The organism is Streptomyces sp. NPDC037242 (assembly GCF_055604165.1).
The window spans coordinates 20,872-39,745 of record NZ_JBVJUY010000005.1 but is presented as its reverse complement, the minus strand read 5'-3'; the positions used below and the strand labels follow the sequence as shown (position 1 = coordinate 39,745).

Sequence of the window (18,874 nt, the reverse complement as noted above, 5' to 3'; positions counted from 1 at the left end):
TATCCAGGTCAGATCACCCATCCGCGTTGACACCCCGCCCGCACGGATGGTGGGCTCGGGCTCATTCGTACGAGCAGGGGACGACTCGGGACGGGGAGGCTCCGTGCAGCTCAGGGGCGGGAAGCGGGTCACGGCCGCGGCCGTGGCGGTCATCGGGACGCTGCTGGGCGGCGCGACGTCCGCGGGCCCGCCCGGGGCCTCCGCGCTCCCCGCCGCCCCATCCGTACCCCGGGCGGACCCCGCCGCCGGTGCTGGGCCCGGACCCGTGCTCGACCCCGGCTCCGATGTGGTGCGAGCCCCCGCCGAGGGCCCGGCCGTGTGGCCCCGGCCGCAGTCGATGACCGCCGACCCGGCGCGCGAGGTGGCGCTGGGCGCCGAGGCCGTGCTGGTGCTGCCGGCGGACACCGACCCGTACGCGGCCCGGGTGGTGCGGGACGCCCTGCGCGGGGCGGGCGTACGGACCCTGCACGAGCGGGCCCCCGGGGCGCCGCTGCCCGAACGGGGCACCGTCGTACGGCTCCAGGGTCCGGACGCGGAGGCCGCGCTGCGGGCGCTCGGCGCGGCCGCGGCCGGAGACCTGCCGGACGGCGGCTACCGGCTGGCCGTGGGGCGGACCGGCGGCCGGGACACGGTCGCGCTGGCCGGCGTAGGCGAGGACGGCCTATTCCACGCCGCCCAGACGCTGCGCGCCCTGCTGGCCCCGCGCCCCGCGAAGGTGCCCGGCGTACTGGTACGGGACTGGCCGACGGCGCCCGTGCGCGGGATCGCCGAGGGGTTCTACGGCACTCCCTGGACGCGGGAGCAGCGGCTCGCGCAGGTGGAGTTCATGGGCCGCACCAAGCAGAACCGGCTGCTCCTCGCGCCCGGCGACGACCCCTACCGCAGCGTGGAATGGCGCCAGGAGTACCCGCGGGAGCGGCAGGAGGAGTTCCGGGAACTGGCCGAGCGGGCCAGGGCCAACCGGGTGGTGCTGGGCTGGGCGGTGACGCCCGGGCAGTCGATGTGCCTGTCCTCGGACGCCGACCGGGCGGCGCTCGCCCACAAGCTGGACGCCATGTGGGAGCTGGGATTCCGGGCGTTCCAGGTCCAGTTCCAGGACATCAGCTACACGGAGTGGGGCTGCCGGGCCGACCGGGAGCGCTACGGGAAGGGACCGGCGGCCGCCGCGAAGGCCCACGCGGAGGTGGCGGGTGAGCTGGCGGCGCACCTCGCGGACCGCCATCCGGGGGCGCCCGCCCTGTCGCTGCTGCCCACGGAGTACTACCAGGAGGGCGCGACGGCCTACCGGACGGCGCTCGCGGCCGCGCTGCCCGGGCGGGTGGAGGTGGCCTGGACGGGGGTCGGCGTACTGCCGCGCACGATCACCGGGAAGGAACTTTCCGGGGCGCGCTCGGCGCTGGGGCATCCGCTGGTCACCATGGACAACTACCCGGTCAACGACTGGGACCCGGGCCGGATCTTCCTCGGCCCGTACGCCGGACGGGACCCGGCGGTCGCGAGCGGCTCGGCGGCCGTGCTGGCCAACGCGATGCCGCAGGGCACGCTCTCGCGCATCCCGCTGTTCACGGCGGCCGACTTCGCCTGGAACCCCCGCGGTTACCGGGCCGGCGAATCGTGGTCGGCGGCGGTGTCCGAGCTCGCGGGACCCGATCCGCGGGCCCGCAAGGCGCTGGCCGCACTGGCCGGGAACACGACGTCCTCGGGTCTCGCCCAGCCGGAGTCGGCCTACCTGCGCCCGCTGGTCGAGGAGTTCTGGCAGGCCCGCTCCACCGGGGACCCGGCGGCGGGCGAGCGGCTGCGGGCCGCGCTGCGGGTGCTGCGCGAGGCCCCGGAGCGGCTGCCGGCGCTGTCCGGGGAGGCAGGGCCGTGGCTGTCGCGGCTGTCGCGCTACGGGGCGGCCGGGGAACTGGCCCTGGACGTCCTCCAGGCCCAGGCCCGCGGGGACGGCGCGGCCGCCTGGCGCTCCGCCCAGGCCCTGGCACAGGCCCGCGAGGAGCTGGCGCAGCCGGGCGACGTACGGGTGGACGGCGCGGTGCTGGAGCCCTTCCTCGCCAAGGCCGCGGAGGCGGCGGACGCCTGGACCGGCGCCGCCCGCCCGACCGGCACGGTGGCCCGTGAGCCGGACGCGTGGACGGTCCGGCTGGACGCGGTGCGCCCGGTGTCGGCCGTCACGGTGATGACGGACCCGCTCCCGCCCGGCACCCGGGCGACGGTGGAGGCGCACGTGCCCGGCGAGGGCTGGCGCGAGGTCGCCGGGGCGGCGGCCTCGGGGTGGACCCAGGCGGACACCGGCGGGCTGCGGGCCGACGCGGTCCGGCTGGCCTGGACGGGACCGGCGCCGGCCGTGCACCGGGTGGTGCCGTGGCTCGCGGACGGCCCGCAGGCCCGCTTCGAACTGGCGGAGGCCGCCGACGCGGAGATCGGCGGGGCCCCGCAGCGGCTCACGGCGCAGCTCGCGCCGCTGCGCCCCGGCGAGGTGCGCGGCCCGCTCTCGGCGGCGCCGCCGCCGGGCATCGAGGTGCGCCTCCCGGCCGAGGCGAAGGCGCCGCGCGGCACGCAGGTGTCCATCCCGGTGGAGGTCACGGTCCCGGCCTCGACCCCGCCGGGCAGCTACCGGGTCGCGGTGAGCTTCGCGGGCGAGTCCCGCACCCTGACCGTCCGGGCGGTTCCCCGTACGGGCGGGCCTGACCTGCTGAGCTCGGCCCGCGCCTCCTCCTCGGCGGACGAGGCGCCTCAGTTCCCGGCCTCGGCGGCGCTGGACGGCTCCGCCGCCACCCGCTGGTCCTCGCCGCCGGTGGACGGCGCGTGGTGGCAGGCCGAGCTCCCGGCCCCGGCGCGGCTCGGACTGCTGACGCTGCACTGGCAGGAGGCGTACCCGTCCGCCTACCGGGTCGAGACCTCCGCGGACGGCGTGGCCTGGCTCCCGGCGGCGTCGGTGGCGTCCCGGGGCGGTGTGGACTCCGTACGGCTGGACGCCCCGGGGACCCGCTTCGTCCGCGTGACCTGCGACGTACGGGCGACCCGCTTCGGCTGCAGCCTGTTCGCGGCGGAGGCCCGCGCGGTCGTTCCGTAGGCCGGCCCGGGCCGCACGGGCGGGCGGTCAGGAGGCGGCGACTCCGATGCGGTCGAGGGCGTCCTCGGCGCCGTACGGCTGGAGGTACGGCATCCACCGGGGGTCCCGGTGGCCCGTGCCGATGATCCGCCAGGCCAGTCCGGACGGCGGGGCCGGCTGGTGGCGCAGCCGCCAGCCCAGCTCCAGCAGGTGCCGGTCGGCCTTGACGTGGTTGCAGCGGCGGCACGCGGCGACGACGTTGTCCCACACGTGCTGCCCGCCCCTGCTGCGGGGGATGACGTGGTCGACGCTGGTGGCGACGGCGCCGCAGTACATGCAGCGGCCTCCGTCGCGTGCGAACAGGGCGCGCCGGGTGAGCGGAACGGGCCCCCGGTAGGGGACCCGCACAAAGCGCTTGAGCCGGACCACGCTGGGCGCGGGGACGGCTCTCGTCGCACTGTGCAGAAAGGCGCCCGATTCCTCCAGGGAGACCGCTTTGTTCTCCAGGACGAGGACGAGCGCGCGGCGGAGCGGTACGACGCCGAGGGGCTCGTACGACGCGTTGAGGACCAGGACGTGCGGCACGGACTGCCTCCTTGTACGCCGGCGGCGCGTGGCTCGCGCCGGGACGATCTGCTCTCCAGTCTCTCCTTACGGCAGGTCGAAGCGCCACCACGCGCCCGTAACGGGTCCGAGGTGTTTTCAACCACACCCGGATCATGGGGCGGCCGCAGCCCCGGGCGGCTCCGCTCCCTCCCCGAGTACGGCAACGGAGTCGGGGCGATGCCCCGTTAGTGTGGATGCTCTGCCCGTACACCCCTTCCGCGGGCAGGACGCCACACCTGGAGGTATCCGCCGTGCCCTGGCCTGCCGCCCTGCTTCCCCTCGCAGCCGACACCCCGGACGCGACCGACACACTGAGGGAGACGCACCAGAACGTCACCAACGCCGCCAGTTTCATCGAGGAGAACTGGGCCGGATGGCTGTACCTCGGCCTGCGGATCCTGCTGATCGTCGTGATCGCGGCCGCACTGCGGTCGGTGGTCCGCAAGTCGCTGACCAAGCTGATAACGCGGATGAACCGCAGCGCCGAGGCCGTCGAGGGCACGGCGCTGGGCGGACTGCTGGTCAATGCCGAGCGGCGGCGCCAGCGTTCCGAGGCGATCGGTTCCGTCCTGCGCTCGGTGGCCTCGTTCCTGATCCTCGGCACGGCCGGCCTGATGGTGCTCGGTGCGCTCGACATCAACCTCGGACCGCTGCTCGCGAGCGCCGGTGTGGCCGGTGTGGCGATCGGTTTCGGCGCCCGGAACCTGGTCACGGACTTCCTCTCCGGCGTGTTCATGATCCTTGAGGACCAGTACGGCGTCGGCGACAAGATCGACGCCGGGGTGGCCTCGGGCGAGGTCGTCGAGGTGGGGCTGCGCGTCACCAAGCTGCGCGGGGACAACGGCGAGATCTGGTACGTCCGCAACGGCGAGATCAAGCGGATCGGCAACCTCAGCCAGGGCTGGGCCACCGCGGGCGTGGCCGTGCAGGTCAAGCCGACCGAGAGCCTGGCCCACATCCGCGAAGTGGTCCAGGAGGTCGCCGACGGCCTGGCCAAGGAGTCCCCGTGGGACGAGCGCCTGTGGGGCCCGGTGGAGGTACTGGGCCTGGACGAGGTGCTGCTGGCCTCGATGACCGTGAAGGTGACGGCCAAGACGATGCCCGGCCAGCAGTTCGCCGTGGAGCGGGAGCTGCGCTGGCGCATCAAGGAGGCGTTCGACGCCGCCGGCATCCGCATCATCGGCGGTGCTCCGGCCGCCGATGAGGCCGAGGACGCGGCCCCGGCCGATCCCGCGGCCGCCGTCGCCCCGCCGTCGGCGCTGGCGAACCCGTCCTCCCCTCAGTCCCTCGCGACCACCCCGATCCCGGCGGCGCAGATCCCGCCGCCGGCCACCGCGGGGCCGCGCATCTCCAAGTAGTCGCGGTGCCCCGGTGCCCCCGCAGGTTCTCCTGCGGGGGCACCGGTGTTTGCGCAGTTCCATTGACACTGCGCAGTTCCATTGACACGGATCAAACAGCGATAGGAAACTTACCTAACAGTTTCTGACGGCGACGCGCCGCCGAAGAGGGAGAGAGACGCCCCATGCCAGGCACCACCCCCGGAACCACCCCCGGCACGCCGAGCCTGCTGCGTGTCATGAACGACCGGGCCGCCCTGGACCTGTTGCTGACGCACGGCCCCCTGTCCCGCACCCGCATCGGCAGGCTCACCGGCCTCTCCAAGCCCACCGCCTCCCAGTTGCTGAGCCGACTGGAGGCCGCCGGGCTGGTCATCGCCACCGGCACCGCCGCGGGCCGCCCCGGCCCCAACGCCCAGCTCTACTCGGTCAACGCGCGCGCCGCCCACGTCGCCGCCCTCGACGTCACCCCCGGCCGGATCCTCGCCGCCGTCGCCGACCTCACCGGCGAGGTCGTCGGCAGCCACGAACTCCCGTGCGCCAAGGGCATCGGGGCGGTCGAGCAGGTCACCCGGGCCCTCGGCGAAGCCGTCAAGGACGCCGGGATGCTCCTCACCGACATCCACCGGCTGGTCATCGCCACCCCCGGCTCCTTCGATCCGCGCACCGGAGTGCTGCGCTACGCCGACCACCTCGTCGGCTGGCAGTCCCCCACCCTCCTCGACGAGCTGGCGGCGGCCCTGCCGATGCCGGTGGAGTACGAGAACGACGTGAACCTCGCCGCGATCGCCGAGCAGCGGCTCGGCGCCGCCCGCGGCCACGAGGACTTCGTCCTGCTGTGGAACGAGGAGGGCCTCGGCGCCGCCCTCGTGATCGGCGGCCGGCTGCACCGCGGCTGGACCGGCGGCGCGGGCGAGGTCGGCTTCCTGCCGGTACCGGGCCATCCCCTGGTCCGGCAGGTGGTACGGGAGAACGGCGGCGGGTACCAGGCGCTGGCCGGCGGGGAGGCGCTGCCCGGGCTCGCGGCCGCGCTCGGGGTCGAGGCGCCGCAGGTGCCCGCGTCCGGAGCCGGATCGGGCGCCGAGCACGGAGCCGTGCACGGGCCCGTGTCGGGGGCCGAGGTGGCGCAGGCCGTGGCGATCCTGTCCCGGGCCGCCGCCGAGCCCGAAGGGGCCAACCTGCGCCTGCTCCAGTCGTACGCCACCGCGCTCGCGACGGGCCTCGCCGCGGTGGTCGCCGTACTGGACCCGGAGATCGTCGTCCTCTCCGGCGCGGTGACCGACGCCGGCGGGGATCCGCTGCGCGAGCTGATCGAGGCCGAGCTCGCCGACCTCGCCCCCTCCCAGCCGCACCTGGTGGCCGGCGAGGTACGGGAACGGCCCGTGCTGCGCGGGGCGCTGGAGAGCGCCCTCGCCGCCACCCGCGACGAGGTGTTCGACACCTCGCGCCGCTGAACCGCACCACTGCCGCACCGCACCGCACCGCACCCCGTTCCACCCCGTTCCGTCCGTTCTCCTGCACCGCCCCTTCCGGAAAGACACCCCGCGCAGAGAGTGACACCGCCATGCCCAGAACGCGCCGCCTGACCACCGCAGTCACCGCCCTCGCGGCGATATCCGTACTCGCCACCGCCTGTGCGGGCCAGAGCGGGAACGACGCCGCCGACGACCCGAGCAAGGAAGTCACCCTCAACTTCTGGCACGGCTGGTCCGCCCCCAGCGAGGCGAAGGCCATCGAGGACAACATCGCGCGCTTCCAGAAGGCCCACCCGAACATCAAGGTCAACGTCACCGGCAACATGACCGACGAGAAGGTCAACCAGTCCCTGCGCGCGGGCGGGGACAAGGCCCCCGACGTGGTGTCCTCCTTCACCACCGACAGCGTCGGCAAGTTCTGCAACACCGGCGCCTTCACCGACCTGAACCCCTTCCTCAAGAAGTCCGGGATCGACAAGGAGAAGGTCTTCCCCCGGACCCTGCTCCAGTACACCCAGTTCAACGGCAACCAGTGCACGCTGCCGCTGCTCAACGACGCGTACGGCCTCGTCTACAACAAGACCGCCTTCGACGCCGCCGGCATCACCGAAGCACCCAAGACCTGGAGCCAGTTCGTCGAGGCCGCGCAGAAGCTGACGGTGGCCCGCGGGGACGGCTACGAACAGCTCGGCCTGATGCCCACCTACCACGGCTACGAGACCACCCCGATGCGGCTGGCCGCGCAGTGGGGCCCGACGTACTTCGGCGCCGACGGCAAGTCGAACCTGGCCAAGGACCCCGCCTTCGCAAAGATGCTGACGGCGCAGAAGGACCTCGTCGCCAAGCTCGGCGGCTACGAGAAGCTGGAGAAGTTCCGCACCACCTTCGGCGACGAGTGGAGCGCCGAACACCCCTTCCACCAGGGCCTGGTCGCGATGCAGATCGACGGCGAGTGGCGGGCGCCGATGGCGAAGGAGGCGGGCGTCAAGTTCGAGATCGCCACGGCGCCGCTGCCCGTGCCCGACGACCAGCTCGCCGACTACGGCAAGGGCTACCTGTCCGGCACCATCATGGGCATCGCCGCCGGCAGCAAGAAGCAGAACGCGGCCTGGGAGCTGGTCAAGTACATGACCACCGATACCGACGCGGTCGTGGACTTCGCCAACGCCATCCACAACGTGCCTTCCACGCTGGCCGCGCTCGAATCCCCCAAGCTCCAGGTGACCCCGGAGTTCAAGACCTTCCTCGACATCGCCAAGCACCCGAAGTCGACCACCACCCCCGCCCAGGCCGACGGCGGCACCTACCAGCTGACCTTCACCGACTTCGCGTACGCGGTCGAGAAGGGCGACGTCGCGGACATCCCGGCCGGTCTCGCCAAGACCGACCAGCAGATCGACACGGACATCGCGAAGGCGAAGTAACCCGATGACCGGCACGCTCACACCTCCCCGCACGCGCGGCGCGGACCCCCTGCGCTCCAAGCGCCGCAGGTCCGCGCTGCGGACGGCGGCCTTCATGTCGCCCTGGCTGATCGGGTTCGGCGTCTTCTTCGCCTACCCGCTCGTCTCCACCGTGTACTTCTCCTTCACCAAGTACGACGGCTTCCGCCCGCCCGTCTTCAACGGCCTGGACAACTGGTCGTACGTCTTCGGCGACTATCCGCTGTTCTGGCCGGCCATGCGCAACACCCTGTGGCTGGTCGTGGTGATGGTCGCCTGCCGGGTCGTCTTCGGCCTCGGCATCGGCCTGCTGATCACCAGGATCAAGACGGGGGCGGGGGTCTTCCGCACCCTGTTCTACCTGCCCTACCTCGCCCCGCCGGTGGCCGCGACCCTGGCCTTCGTCTTCCTCCTCAACCCCGGTACCGGGCCGGTCAACACCCTGCTGGACGGGGTCGGGCTGCCCGCGCCGGGCTGGTTCACGGACGCCGACTGGTCCAAGCCGGCCCTCACCGCGCTCGCGCTGTGGGGGGTGGGCGACCTCATGGTCATCTTCATGGCCGCGCTGCTCGACGTACCGAAGGAGCAGTACGAGGCCGCCGAGCTCGACGGGGCCGGGGCGCTCCAGCGCTTCCGCCACATCACCCTGCCGAACATCTCCCCGATCATCCTGTTCGCGGTGGTCACCGGGGTCATCCAGGCCATGCAGTACTACACACAGCCCCTGGTGGCGGGAAAGGTAGCCGCGGGCGTGATCGGCGGCTCGGGCCAGCAGTTCGAGCCCGGCTACCCGGACAAGTCCACGCTGACCCTGCCCCAGGTCATCTACAACGTCGGCTTCCAGCGCTTCGACTACGGCACCGCCTGTGTCGTCGCCCTGGTGCTGTTCGCCCTCTCCATGGCCTGCACCGCACTGCTCATGCGCCGCCGCGGTGGACTGATCGAAGCAGGTGACTGAACGCCATGACCCAGGTGATCGAACGCTCCGACCGCGCGGCAGGCGGCCGGCGGGCCCGGCGCGGCCGGGGATCCTCCGGCCCCTCGGACCCCGCACGGGCGGCCCGCACCGCGCGCCGCAAGGACGTCCTGCACTGGATCGCCGTGCACTCCCTCGGCATCGCGGCGGCCCTCTTCTTCGTACTGCCCTTCGTCTTCCTCTTCCTCACCTCCGTGATGAGCGACCAGCAGGCGCTGACCCGCGACCTGTGGCCGCGCACCTGGGAGTGGGGCAACTACGCCAAGGTGTGGGACACGCCCGGCTTCCTGACCTGGTGGCGCAACACCCTGCTGTACGCGGGGCTGGGCACGCTGCTGACCGTGGTCTCCTCGGTGCCCGTCGCCTACGCGCTGGCCAAGTTCCGCTTCCGAGGGCGGCGGCTCTCGCTGCTGCTCGTGATCGCCATGATGATGCTGCCGCCCCAGGTGATCGTCATCCCGATGTACCTGTTCTGGGCCAAGCAGCTGGACCTGTCCGGGACGCTCTGGCCGCTGATCATCCCGATGGCCTTCGGCGACGCGTTCTCCATCTTCCTGCTCCGCCAGTTCCTGCTGACCATCCCCGACGAGTACCTGGACGCCGCCAAGGTCGACGGCTGCGGCGAGGTCCGCACGCTGCTGCGCGTCGTCCTGCCGATGGCCAGACCGGGGATCGCCGCCGTCGCGCTGTTCCAGTTCTTCTCCGCCTGGAACGACTACTTCGGCCCGCAGATCTACGCCTCCGACAACCCGGCCGCCTGGACCCTCAGCTACGGCCTCGAATCCTTCAAGGGAGCCCACCACACCAACTGGAACCTGACCATGGCAGCAACCGTGCTGGTCATGGCGCCGGTGATCGTCCTCTTCTTCTTCGCCCAGAAGGCGTTCGTCGAGGGAGTCACCCTGACCGGAGTGAAAGGCTGACGACGTTGAAACTCGCAGTGGTGGGCGGCGGTTCCACCTACACCCCCGAACTGATCGACGGCTTCGCGCGGCTGCGCGACACCCTGCCGATCAGCGAGCTGGTCCTGATCGATCCGGCCGCCGAGCGGCTGGAGCTCATCGGCGGCCTCGCCCGGCGGATCTTCGCCAAGCAGGACCATCCCGGCCGCGTCACCACCACCTCCGACCTCGACGCGGGCGTGGCGGACGCCGACGCGGTGCTGATCCAGCTGCGCATCGGCGGACAGGCCGCCCGGCTGCAGGACGAGACGTGGCCCCTGGAGTGCGGCTGCGTCGGCCAGGAGACCACCGGCGCCGGCGGCCTCGCCAAGGCGCTGCGCACCGTCCCGGTCGTCCTGGGCATCGCCGAGCGGGTCCGGCGCGCCAACCCGGACGCCTGGATCATCGACTTCACCAACCCGGTCGGCATCGTCACCCGCGCCCTGCTGCGGGCCGGCCACAAGGCCGTCGGGCTGTGCAACGTGGCCATCGGCTTCCAGCGCAGGTTCGCGAAGATGCTCGACCTGACGCCGGCCGACATCCACCTCGACCACGTGGGACTCAACCACCTCACCTGGGAGCTGGGCGTCCGCAAGGGCGGCCCGGAGGGCGAGGACCTGCTGCCCGGCCTGCTCGCCGCGCACGGCGACTCCATCGCCGGGGACCTGCGCCTGCCGCGGGCCGTCCTCGACCGGCTCGGCGTGGTGCCCTCGTACTACCTGCGGTACTTCTACGCGCACGACGAGGTCGTCCGGGAGCTCGGCACGAAGCCCTCCCGGGCCGCCGAGGTCGCGGCCATGGAGCGCGAACTCCTCGGCCTGTACGGGGACCCCGCGCTCGACGAGAAGCCCGAGCTGCTCGCCAAGCGCGGCGGTGCCTTCTACTCGGAGGCCGCCGTGGACCTGGCGGCGGCGCTGCTGGGCGACGGCGGACCCTCGGTGCAGGTGGTCAACACCCTCAACAACGGGACCCTGCCCTTCCTGCCGGACGACGCGGTCGTCGAGGTGCAGGCCCGGGTGGACCGGTCCGGGCCCGTCCCGCTGGCCGCGCCCCGGCTGGACCCCCTGTACTCCGGACTGATCTCGCACGTCACGGCGTACGAGGACCTCGCACTGGACGCCGCGGTGCGCGGCGGTCGCGAGCGGGTCTTCAGGGCACTGCTGGCACACCCGCTGGTGGGGCAGTTCGACCTCGCCGAGGGGCTGACCGACCGGCTCCTGGCGCACAACAAGGAGCACCTGGCATGGGCATGAGCCGGCCTGCCGTTCTCGCGGTCGACGCGGGCAACAGCAAGACGGACGTGGCGCTGATCGCCGCGGACGGCACGGTCCTCGGCACCGGGCGCTCCGGGGGCTTCCAGCCGCCCCGGGTCGGCGTCGAGGCGGCCGTGGACGTGCTCGGCCAGGCCGTCGCGGAGGCGGTGGGGGCGGCCGGGCTGCCCCCGCTCGCGCCCGGGGCCCCGTACGCCGACCGGGTGTCGGCCTGCCTGGCCAACGCCGACCTGCCGGTGGAGGAGAGCCAGCTCGCGCAGGCCATCGGCGCGCGCGGCTGGGCCCCGGCCACCGAGGTGCGCAACGACACCTTCGCGATCCTGCGGGCCGGGCTGACCGAGGCGGGTTCCGGAACCGCAACCGGAATCCCGGCCGGAACCGGGGCGGGGGCCGGAACCCCGGCCGGGGCCGTGGGCCGCGGGCCGAGCGGGGTGGCGGTGGTGTGCGGGGCCGGCATCAACTGCGTGGGCATGCTGCCCGACGGGACCACGGCCCGCTTCCCGGCGCTCGGCCAGATCTCCGGCGACTGGGGCGGCGGGGGCGGCCTGGCCGGGGAGGCCCTGTGGTGGGCGGCGCGCGCCGAGGACGGCCGGGGCGGCCCGACCGCTCTGGCGGCGGCGCTGCCGGGGCACTTCGGGCTGGGCTCCATGTACGAGCTGATCGAGGCGCTGCACCTGGGCTCGCTCGCGCAGGGGCGCCTGCTCGAACTGGTGCCGGTGCTGTTCGCGGTGGCCGCGGGGGGCGATCCGGTGGCCGTGGCGCTCGTGGACCGCCAGGCCGAGGAGGTGGTCGCGCTGGCCGTGGTGGCACTGGAGCGGCTCGGCCTGCTGGGCGAGGCGACGCCCGTCCTGCTGGGCGGCGGGGTGCTCGCGGCCCGGCATCCGCTGCTCAACGGGCGGATCGAGGAGCTGCTGGCCGAACGGGCCCCGAACGCCCGGGTGTCGGTGGTGACGGCCCCGCCGGTGCTGGGCGCCGGACTGCTGGGGCTGGACGCGCTGGGGTCCGCGCCCGAGGCCTACGGAAAACTCCGTGCCCATTTCGGGTGAACCCGCCCCGTAGCGCCTGCGGTCTGGAACCGTGGCGGCCGTAGGGACGTATTGACGGTGAAGGGGGTGGCGGGGGGCCGCCCCGCATGGATCCGCACCTGGTGGTGTGGCGGACCGTCCGTACGGCCATACTGCTGCGGTGCAATGAGGACCGAGGGGGAGGTCACGGTGGCTGTCACATCACGCGCGCCCGCGCCGGGGGGCGGCCTCGCCGTGCCGCCAGACGGGCCGCCCGACGAGCCGCCGGGGCGGGTCACCGCCTGGGCGGAGGGCGTGGAGCGGCTGCGCGCGGCCGCGACGACCGAGCCCGGTCGGCTGCGGATCATCGGCGCGGCCCTGGCCGCGCTGGTCCTGCTCTTCGGGTCCGTCGCCGTCTGGGAGATCTCCGACCGGGTCGTGGCGGCCGAGGACGTGGTGGGCCGCAGCCAGCCCCTGAGCGCGGACGCGGCGAACATCTACCGCTCCCTCGCGGACGCCGACACGGCCTCCTCCAGCGGGTTCCTCGCGGGCTCCGACGAGCCCCGCGAGGTCCGCGGCCGCTACGAGAAGGACATCGCCAACGTCTCGCGGCTGCTGGTGAGCGCCGCCGCCAACACCGGGGCCGGCGAGGACTCCCGCAAGCAGATCACGCTCCTGAGCGAGCAGCTGCCCCGCTACACCGGCCTGATCGAGCAGGCGCGGGCCACCAACAAGCAGGGCCTGCCGCTGGGCGGCGCCTACCTCCGGTACGCGAACGAGCAGATGAGCACCCAGCTGCTGCCCGCGGCGCAGCGGCTCTACGAGGCGGAGACCGGCCGGCTCTACGACGACTACGACGACGCCCGCTCGCTCCCCCTGTTGTCGCTCGGTACGGGGCTGCTCGCGCTCGCCCTCCTGGTGTGGGCGCAGCGGCGCAACTACCGCCGCACCAACCGGGTCTTCAACCACGGGCTGGTCGCCGCGACGGCCGCCTCGGTGGTGGTGCTGCTGTGGCTGGCCGTGGGGCACACGGTCGCCCGGGCGGAGCTGAGCCAGGCCCGCACCGACGGTCAGGAGTCGCTGAAGGTGCTCAACGACGCGCGCATCGCCTCGCTCCAGGCGCGGGCCAACGAGAACCTGACGCTGATCGCGCGGGGCGCCGTACTGGCCGCGGACAACAAGTCCGACAAGTACGACGTGGACTTCACGAACAACATGAAGGACCTGGACGCCGGGCTCGTGACGGCGCTGGCGCTGGCCGACGACGCCGAGGGCCGGGGCCCCGTCGCGGGCGCCGCGGACGGCGTGAAGGAATGGAAGCAGCGGCACGCGGTGGCCCGGGAGACGGACCTGCGGGGCGACTACCAGGCGGCGCTGCCCCAGGTCATCGGGGACAAGGACCACAAGGACAGCAGCGGGGCCGCGTTCGACACCGTGGACGCCTCCCTGGAGCAGGCCGTGGCCCACGAACAGGCGGAGTTCACGCGGTCGGCCCGCAGCGGGCTCGGGGCGCTGGGCGGTCTGATGACGGGCTCGGCGGCCCTGGCGGTGCTCGCCGCGGGGGCGGCCGTGCTCGGTATCGGGCGCAGGCTTTCGGAGTACAGGTGAGAGCGATGCACAGACGCGTGAGGGGCGAGGACGAGGGCCGCACCGGGCCGCGGCCCGCGGTGTCCGGGGTGCGGCGGCTCGCGGGCCGGCTGCGCGGCTGGGGCGGGGTGAGTGCGATGGCCGCCGCCTGCGCGGTGACGGCCGCGGCCGTCCTGCTGCCGCTGGCCCAGGCGGCGCCCGAGGCCGGCCGGCCGTCGGCGATCCGCGGTCCGGGCGTCACCGCGGGCGCCCCGGCCGCCCCCTGGGCACCGGACGACACCTGTCAGAACCCGGACGCGAGCCTGCGCCCGTCCGGGGTGGACGGGCCCACCATCGAGCGGATCCGCAATGCGGGCAAGCTCGTCGCGGGCGTGGACCAGAACAGCTTCAAGTGGGGCTACCGCAACCCGGTCGACGGCCTCCTCGACGGTTTCGACATCGCCCTGGTCAAGGCCATAGCCAAGGACATCCTGGGCGACGAGAACGCGGTCATCTACCGGGCCATCCCCACCAGCCAGCGGATCCCCGCGCTCCAGGAGGGCCGCGTCGACGTGGTCGTCCGGACCATGACGATCAACTGCAAGCGGCTGGAGGACGTCGCCTTCTCGACGGCGTACTTCGAGGCCGGGCAGCAGGTGCTCGCCCCCAAGGACTCGACGATCACCGGCTACGACGCCTCCCTGAAGGGCCGCAGGATCTGCACCGCGGCCGGTTCGACGGCGGAGGCGGCCCTGCGCTCCGAGCCGTACGGCTCGGTGTCTGTCAGCGTGCCCAACCAGCTCGACTGCCTGGTCCGGCTCCAGCTGGGCGAGGTCGACGGGATCATCACGGACAACGCGCTCGCGGCCGGCCAGGCCGCGCAGGACCCCTCGATCCGGCTGGTGGGCTCCCCGTTCACCAAGGAGTTCTACGGGGTGGCCATGAAGAAGGACGCCGGCGATCTGGTGCGCCGCGTCAACAAGGTGCTGGAGAACTACCGCGCGGGCGGCCAGCAGAGCCCGTGGATGAAGGCCTACGAAACCCACCTCAAGCCCGTGCTGCCCGGCGTGAGCGGGCCGCCCGAACCCAAGTACCGGGACGGCTGAGGCCGGTGGCGGATTCGGAGCCCCAGGCAAGGAAAGCAACGGCGGAGGCGGGTTCTGCGGTGTCGGCAGTGATGGACCGGGACGATGTCGACCGCGCGCTCGCCCGGCTGGGGGCGGAGCACGAGGCCGTCGAGACCTCGTTGCTCGCGCTCCAGGACCACGCCGGGCGCCGGCTGCTGGAGGGCGCCGGGCTCACCGGGGTCACCCGGGAGCGGTGGGCCGCCGCCGACGCGGCCATCACCCGGCTGTGGACGTACTTCGACGCCTACAGCGGGGCGCTGGCCGCCGCCCGGCAGATCCGCGAGCGGCGCCGCTGGCCCAGCCGTGAGGACCTGGTCGAGCTGACCGACCGGCTGCGCGGGCCCGGCGTGACGATCGCCGGCGCCGGGACGGAGGGCGCCCTGCTGGCCGAGCGGTTCTCGCTCGCCGAGCTGGTGGCCAGGATGAACGAGCTGTACGCCGGCTCGCTCGACGTGGTGGTGGCCGCCGACTCGGTGTGGTCGGCGCTGCCCGCCCGCATCGACCTGCTCGCCGCCGAGCTGCACCGCACCCGCTCGCTGGCCCACTCGGTGGGGGTGCGCCCCGGCGAGCACCCGTCGGGGGACGACCTGGAGGCCATCACCGCCGAGCTGGCGCGGCTGCGGGAGCAGGTGATCTCCGACCCGCTGGCGTTCTGGGTGGCGGTCTCGGGGAGTTCGGCGCCCGGGGGCGGCCGTCCCGACACCGTCCGCTACGACCGGGCCGCGCTCGCGCTGGAGGACGTACGCCGCGAGGTCGAGGCCGTGCTGGACGTACGGCAGGACTCCGAGCAGCGGCTGATCAGCCTGCGGGACGTGCTCTCGCGGGCCGACCGGACCCTGGCGGAGGCGCGGACGGCGCGCGGCGAGGTGCTCGCGAAGATCGCCGCGTCCGAGGTGCCCGCGGTGAGCGGCCCGCCGACCGCGCTCCAGGAACAGCTGGCCGCGGCCGCCGAGTACCGGCGCCAGTCGCAGTGGCACCGGCTCTCGCCGCTGCTGGAGTCCTTGGAGGAGCGGGCCGAGGAGGAACTCCAACGGGCCCGCGAATCGTTGACCGCGGTGACGGCGCCGCTGGCGGTGCGGGCCGAGCTGCGCGGGCGTCTGGACGCCTACAGGGCGAAGGTGGCCCGGCACGGGCTGGCGGAGGATCCGCTGCTGATCGAGCGGTACGACACGGCCCGGCGGATGCTGTGGAGCGCGCCCTGCGACCTGCGGGCCGCCGAGCAGGCCGTCCTGCGCTACCAGTGGGCCGCGGCCGAGGCGCTGGTGCCACCGCAGCAGCAGCCGTTGCCCGAACACCACTGGCCCGACGGGCCGGGGAAGGAGGACGCATGAGCCTGATCGGAACCGCCTGCGTTCGCCCCGGCTGCCCGGGTGCGTACGAGGACATGGGCGCCGGCGAGGTGTACTGCGACACCTGTGGACTGGCGCCGATCGGCGCCGTCTCCGCGGGTGCGGAGGAGCTGGTGTCCGTGCCGACCGCGATGACCAGCGCGGCGCGCCCCGGCGATTCGCAGGGCTCCGGGCGCTCCTCCTCGTCCTCGTCGCACTCCTCCCGGTCCGCGCGCTCCTCCCGGTCCTCCTCCTCGCGCCGGTCGGTGTCGGGGCGGCTCTCGCGGGCGCTGTCGGGCTCCGCGTCCAACCGGTCGGTGTCGGTGCGCAGTTCCGGCTCGGCGGCCGCGTCCTCGGGGCGCAGCCGGCTCGGGGCCGGGCTGGTCAGCGTGCCGGAAGTGCCCCGCCCGGACCCCTCGGCGGCCGTACTGGAGAACCCGGAGGTGCCGGAGCGCAAGCGGTTCTGCTCGCGCTCGGACTGCGGGGCCCCGGTGGGCCGCGCCCGGGGTGAGCGGCCCGGCCGGACGGAAGGGTTCTGCACCAAGTGCGGGCACCCGTACTCCTTCGTGCCCAAGCTGCGCGGGGGTGACGTCGTCCACGGCCAGTACGAGGTCGCGGGCTGCCTCGCGCACGGCGGCCTCGGCTGGGTCTACCTGGCGGTGGACCGTGCGGTGTCGAACCGGTGGGTGGTGCTCAAGGGCCTGCTGGACACCGGTGACCAGGACGCGATGGCCGCGGCGATATCGGAGCGGCGCTTCCTCGCGGAGATCGAGCACTCGAACATCGTGCGGATCTACAACTTCGTGGAGCACCTGGACCAGCGGACCGGCTCGCTGGACGGGTACATCGTCATGGAGTACGTCGGCGGCAAATCGCTGAAGGAGATCGCCAACGACCGGCGCCGGCCGGACGGGCGGCGCGATCCGCTGCCGGTGGAGCAGGCCTGCGCGTACGGCATCGAGGCGCTGGAGGCGCTCGGCCACCTGCACAGCAGGAACCTCCTCTACTGCGACTTCAAGGTCGACAACGCGATCCAGCAGCAGGACCAGCTGAAGCTGATCGACATGGGTGCGGTGCGCCGGATGGACGACGACGAGTCGGCCATCTACGGCACCGTCGGCTACCAGGCGCCGGAGGTCGCGGAGCTGGGCCCCTCGGTCGCCTCGGACCTGTACACGGTGGCGCGGACGCTGGCCGTCCTGACCTTCGACTTCCAGGGGTACACGAACGTCTTCGCGGACTCGCTGCCCGATCCCGAGCACATCGAGGTCTTCGGGCGGTACGAGTCGTTCTACCGGCTGCTGGTACGGGCGACCGATCCGGACCCGGGCCGGCGTTTCGCGTCCGCGCAGGAGATGGCCGACCAGCTGACGGGCGTGCTGCGGGAGGTCGTCGCGCTCCAGACCGGCAGACCCCGGCCGCAGGTCTCCACCCTGTTCGGGCCCGAGTTGCGGGTCCCGGACGACAGGCTGTTCGCCGACCCGGCCGGCGCGGAGGTGTCCCGGCTGGGGGCCCGGCCCGGCTCCCGGGCGGGTTCCCGGTTCGCTTCCCGGTCCGGCGGGCGCCGGGGTACGGCTGCGGCCGCGCCCCCGGTGGCGGCTGCTCCGGCTGCGGCGCCGGTGGCGCCCGCCGGGAGCCCGGCGGCGGTGGCCTCGACCCTGCCCGCCCCGCTCGGGACGACGGCTACGCACAGGGCCGGCGCGCCCGGCTCGGCCGCCGCGGCCGCCGCGGCCGTCCCCGCGCCGCGCACGGCCGCACCGGCCCCCGCGGCCGCGGCGTTCCCGGACCCGGCCCCCGGCCTGTCCGTACCGCGTCACACGGCGCCGGACACGCTGGACGCCCGGGAGGCGGCGCTGGCGCTGCCCGTGCCGCTGGTGGACGCGGGCGATCCCAACGCCGGTTTCCTCGCGGGCCTGCTGGCCTCCGCACCGGGCGACCTGCTGGGCGCGCTGGGCACGGCCCCGGCCGACTCCCCCGAGCTGCGGCTGCGGGAGCTGCGGGCCCGGCTGGAGCTGGGCGAACGGGCCGTGGCCGCGGCCGCCCTGGGCGAGCTGGAGGACCTCTACCCGGACGACTGGCGGGTCGTGTGGGCCCGCGGGGTCGCCTCCCTGGCCGCCGGGGAGGACGAGATGGCCGCCCTGTCCTTCGACGCCGTCTATGACGCCTTCCCGGGCGAGCCGGCCCCGAAGCTGGCGCTCGGGCTGTGCGCCGAAGTGCTGGGGCAGTTGGACAACGCGGCCGACTACTACCGCCTGGTGTGGGCCACCGACCCCGGCTTCGTCAGCGCGGCGTTCGGGCTGGCCCGGGTCCAACTGGCCGCCGGGGACCGGGCCGGAGCCGTGGAGACGCTGGAATCCGTGCCCGAGGCCTCGATCCACCACACCGCCGCCCGGGTGGCTGCCGTACGGGCACGCCTGCGCGACCGGTCCCCGCAGGAGGAGCTGCTGCCCGACCTGACGGCGGCCGCCGCGCAGGTGGAGGCGCTGGCGCGGTTCGGTCTGGACTCGGTGCGCCACGTCCGGCTGTCGACGGAAGTTCTGGGCTCGGCCCTGGACTGGGTACTGTCGGGTAGCCGGGGTTCCGACCCCGGCCGGACCTCGCTGCTCGGCAGCCAACTGGACGAACGGGGGCTGCGCTTCGGCTTGGAGCGCTCGTACCGCGTGCTCGCACGGCTGGCGCAGCAGGGCGAGGAGAGGATCGAACTGGTGGAGCGGGCAAACCGTTTCCGTCCCCGGACGTGGGTGTGATT

At 73.8% G+C, this 18,874-nt stretch carries 13 protein-coding genes; 12 read left to right on the top strand and 1 reads right to left on the bottom strand.

Annotation, left to right across the window (positions count from 1 at the left end):
- Positions 1-103 precede the first annotated feature (103 nt).
- Positions 104-3,073, top strand: a complete 2,970-nt coding sequence (locus ACZ7GJ_RS08365; protein ID WP_470750378.1) for a beta-N-acetylglucosaminidase domain-containing protein — start codon at positions 104-106, stop codon at positions 3,071-3,073.
- Between the two features lie 27 nt (positions 3,074-3,100).
- Here the strand turns inward: ACZ7GJ_RS08365 and ACZ7GJ_RS08360 are convergent, their stop codons facing one another.
- On the bottom strand, positions 3,101-3,637 hold the full coding sequence (locus ACZ7GJ_RS08360; protein WP_365920283.1) for an HNH endonuclease: 537 nt from the start codon (positions 3,635-3,637) through the stop codon (positions 3,101-3,103).
- Between the two features lie 215 nt (positions 3,638-3,852).
- Between ACZ7GJ_RS08360 and ACZ7GJ_RS08355 the strand changes: the two genes are divergently transcribed.
- The 11 genes from ACZ7GJ_RS08355 (at position 3,853) to ACZ7GJ_RS08305 (ending at position 18,872) form a co-directional block, all read left to right on the top strand.
- Positions 3,853-5,016 carry a mechanosensitive ion channel family protein gene (locus ACZ7GJ_RS08355; RefSeq protein ID WP_470750377.1) on the top strand — a complete coding sequence of 388 codons (1,164 nt, stop codon included), beginning with the start codon at positions 3,853-3,855 and terminating at the stop codon, positions 5,014-5,016.
- Positions 5,017-5,180: 164 nt separating this feature from the next.
- Entirely contained in the window at positions 5,181-6,449 is a 1,269-nt protein-coding gene (locus ACZ7GJ_RS08350) for an ROK family transcriptional regulator (RefSeq protein ID WP_470750376.1), read from the top strand.
- Positions 6,450-6,559: 110 nt separating this feature from the next.
- Positions 6,560-7,894, top strand: coding sequence for an ABC transporter substrate-binding protein (locus ACZ7GJ_RS08345; protein ID WP_470750375.1), 1,335 nt, complete (start codon positions 6,560-6,562; stop codon positions 7,892-7,894).
- A gap of 4 nt (positions 7,895-7,898) precedes the next feature.
- On the top strand, positions 7,899-8,870 hold the full coding sequence (locus ACZ7GJ_RS08340) for a carbohydrate ABC transporter permease (protein WP_470750374.1): 972 nt from the start codon (positions 7,899-7,901) through the stop codon (positions 8,868-8,870).
- A 5-nt stretch (positions 8,871-8,875) separates the two neighbouring features.
- A complete protein-coding gene (locus ACZ7GJ_RS08335; RefSeq protein WP_470750373.1) occupies positions 8,876-9,811 on the top strand; it encodes a carbohydrate ABC transporter permease in 936 nt (311 codons plus the stop codon).
- Positions 9,812-9,816: 5 nt separating this feature from the next.
- A complete protein-coding gene (locus ACZ7GJ_RS08330; protein WP_470750372.1) occupies positions 9,817-11,082 on the top strand; it encodes a 6-phospho-beta-glucosidase in 1,266 nt (421 codons plus the stop codon).
- Positions 11,073-12,146 carry an N-acetylglucosamine kinase gene (locus ACZ7GJ_RS08325; protein ID WP_470750371.1) on the top strand — a complete coding sequence of 358 codons (1,074 nt, stop codon included), beginning with the start codon at positions 11,073-11,075 and terminating at the stop codon, positions 12,144-12,146. Before ACZ7GJ_RS08330 ends, ACZ7GJ_RS08325 begins: the two co-directional genes overlap by 10 nt.
- Before the next feature lie 144 nt (positions 12,147-12,290).
- Positions 12,291-13,712, top strand: a complete 1,422-nt coding sequence (locus ACZ7GJ_RS08320) for a hypothetical protein (protein ID WP_470750370.1) — start codon at positions 12,291-12,293, stop codon at positions 13,710-13,712.
- Between the two features lie 5 nt (positions 13,713-13,717).
- The gene (locus ACZ7GJ_RS08315) at positions 13,718-14,776 is read left to right on the top strand and encodes a glutamate ABC transporter substrate-binding protein (RefSeq protein WP_470750369.1); all 1,059 of its coding nucleotides are present in this window, start codon (positions 13,718-13,720) and stop codon (positions 14,774-14,776) included.
- A gap of 71 nt (positions 14,777-14,847) precedes the next feature.
- Entirely contained in the window at positions 14,848-16,128 is a 1,281-nt protein-coding gene (locus ACZ7GJ_RS08310; RefSeq protein WP_470750368.1) for a hypothetical protein, read from the top strand.
- A gap of 5 nt (positions 16,129-16,133) precedes the next feature.
- Complete coding sequence (locus ACZ7GJ_RS08305; protein WP_470750552.1) at positions 16,134-18,872, top strand: serine/threonine-protein kinase; 2,739 nt, start codon at positions 16,134-16,136, stop codon at positions 18,870-18,872.
- Positions 18,873-18,874: the final 2 nt, after the last annotated feature.

What these genes read in the sequence shown, in the direction of transcription:
- ACZ7GJ_RS08320 (WP_470750370.1), top strand. Translation starts at nt 12,291, where the DNA reads ATGAGGACCGAGGGGGAGGTCACGGTGGCTGTCACATCACGCGCGCCC.
- ACZ7GJ_RS08315 (WP_470750369.1), top strand. Translation starts at nt 13,718, where the DNA reads ATGCACAGACGCGTGAGGGGCGAGGACGAGGGCCGCACCGGGCCGCGG.
- ACZ7GJ_RS08350 (WP_470750376.1), top strand. Translation starts at nt 5,181, where the DNA reads ATGCCAGGCACCACCCCCGGAACCACCCCCGGCACGCCGAGCCTGCTG.
- ACZ7GJ_RS08310 (WP_470750368.1), top strand. Translation starts at nt 14,848, where the DNA reads ATGGACCGGGACGATGTCGACCGCGCGCTCGCCCGGCTGGGGGCGGAG.
- ACZ7GJ_RS08335 (WP_470750373.1), top strand. Translation starts at nt 8,876, where the DNA reads ATGACCCAGGTGATCGAACGCTCCGACCGCGCGGCAGGCGGCCGGCGG.
- ACZ7GJ_RS08345 (WP_470750375.1), top strand. Translation starts at nt 6,560, where the DNA reads ATGCCCAGAACGCGCCGCCTGACCACCGCAGTCACCGCCCTCGCGGCG.
- ACZ7GJ_RS08340 (WP_470750374.1), top strand. Translation starts at nt 7,899, where the DNA reads ATGACCGGCACGCTCACACCTCCCCGCACGCGCGGCGCGGACCCCCTG.
- ACZ7GJ_RS08355 (WP_470750377.1), top strand. Translation starts at nt 3,853, where the DNA reads ATGCTCTGCCCGTACACCCCTTCCGCGGGCAGGACGCCACACCTGGAG.
- ACZ7GJ_RS08325 (WP_470750371.1), top strand. Translation starts at nt 11,073, where the DNA reads ATGGGCATGAGCCGGCCTGCCGTTCTCGCGGTCGACGCGGGCAACAGC.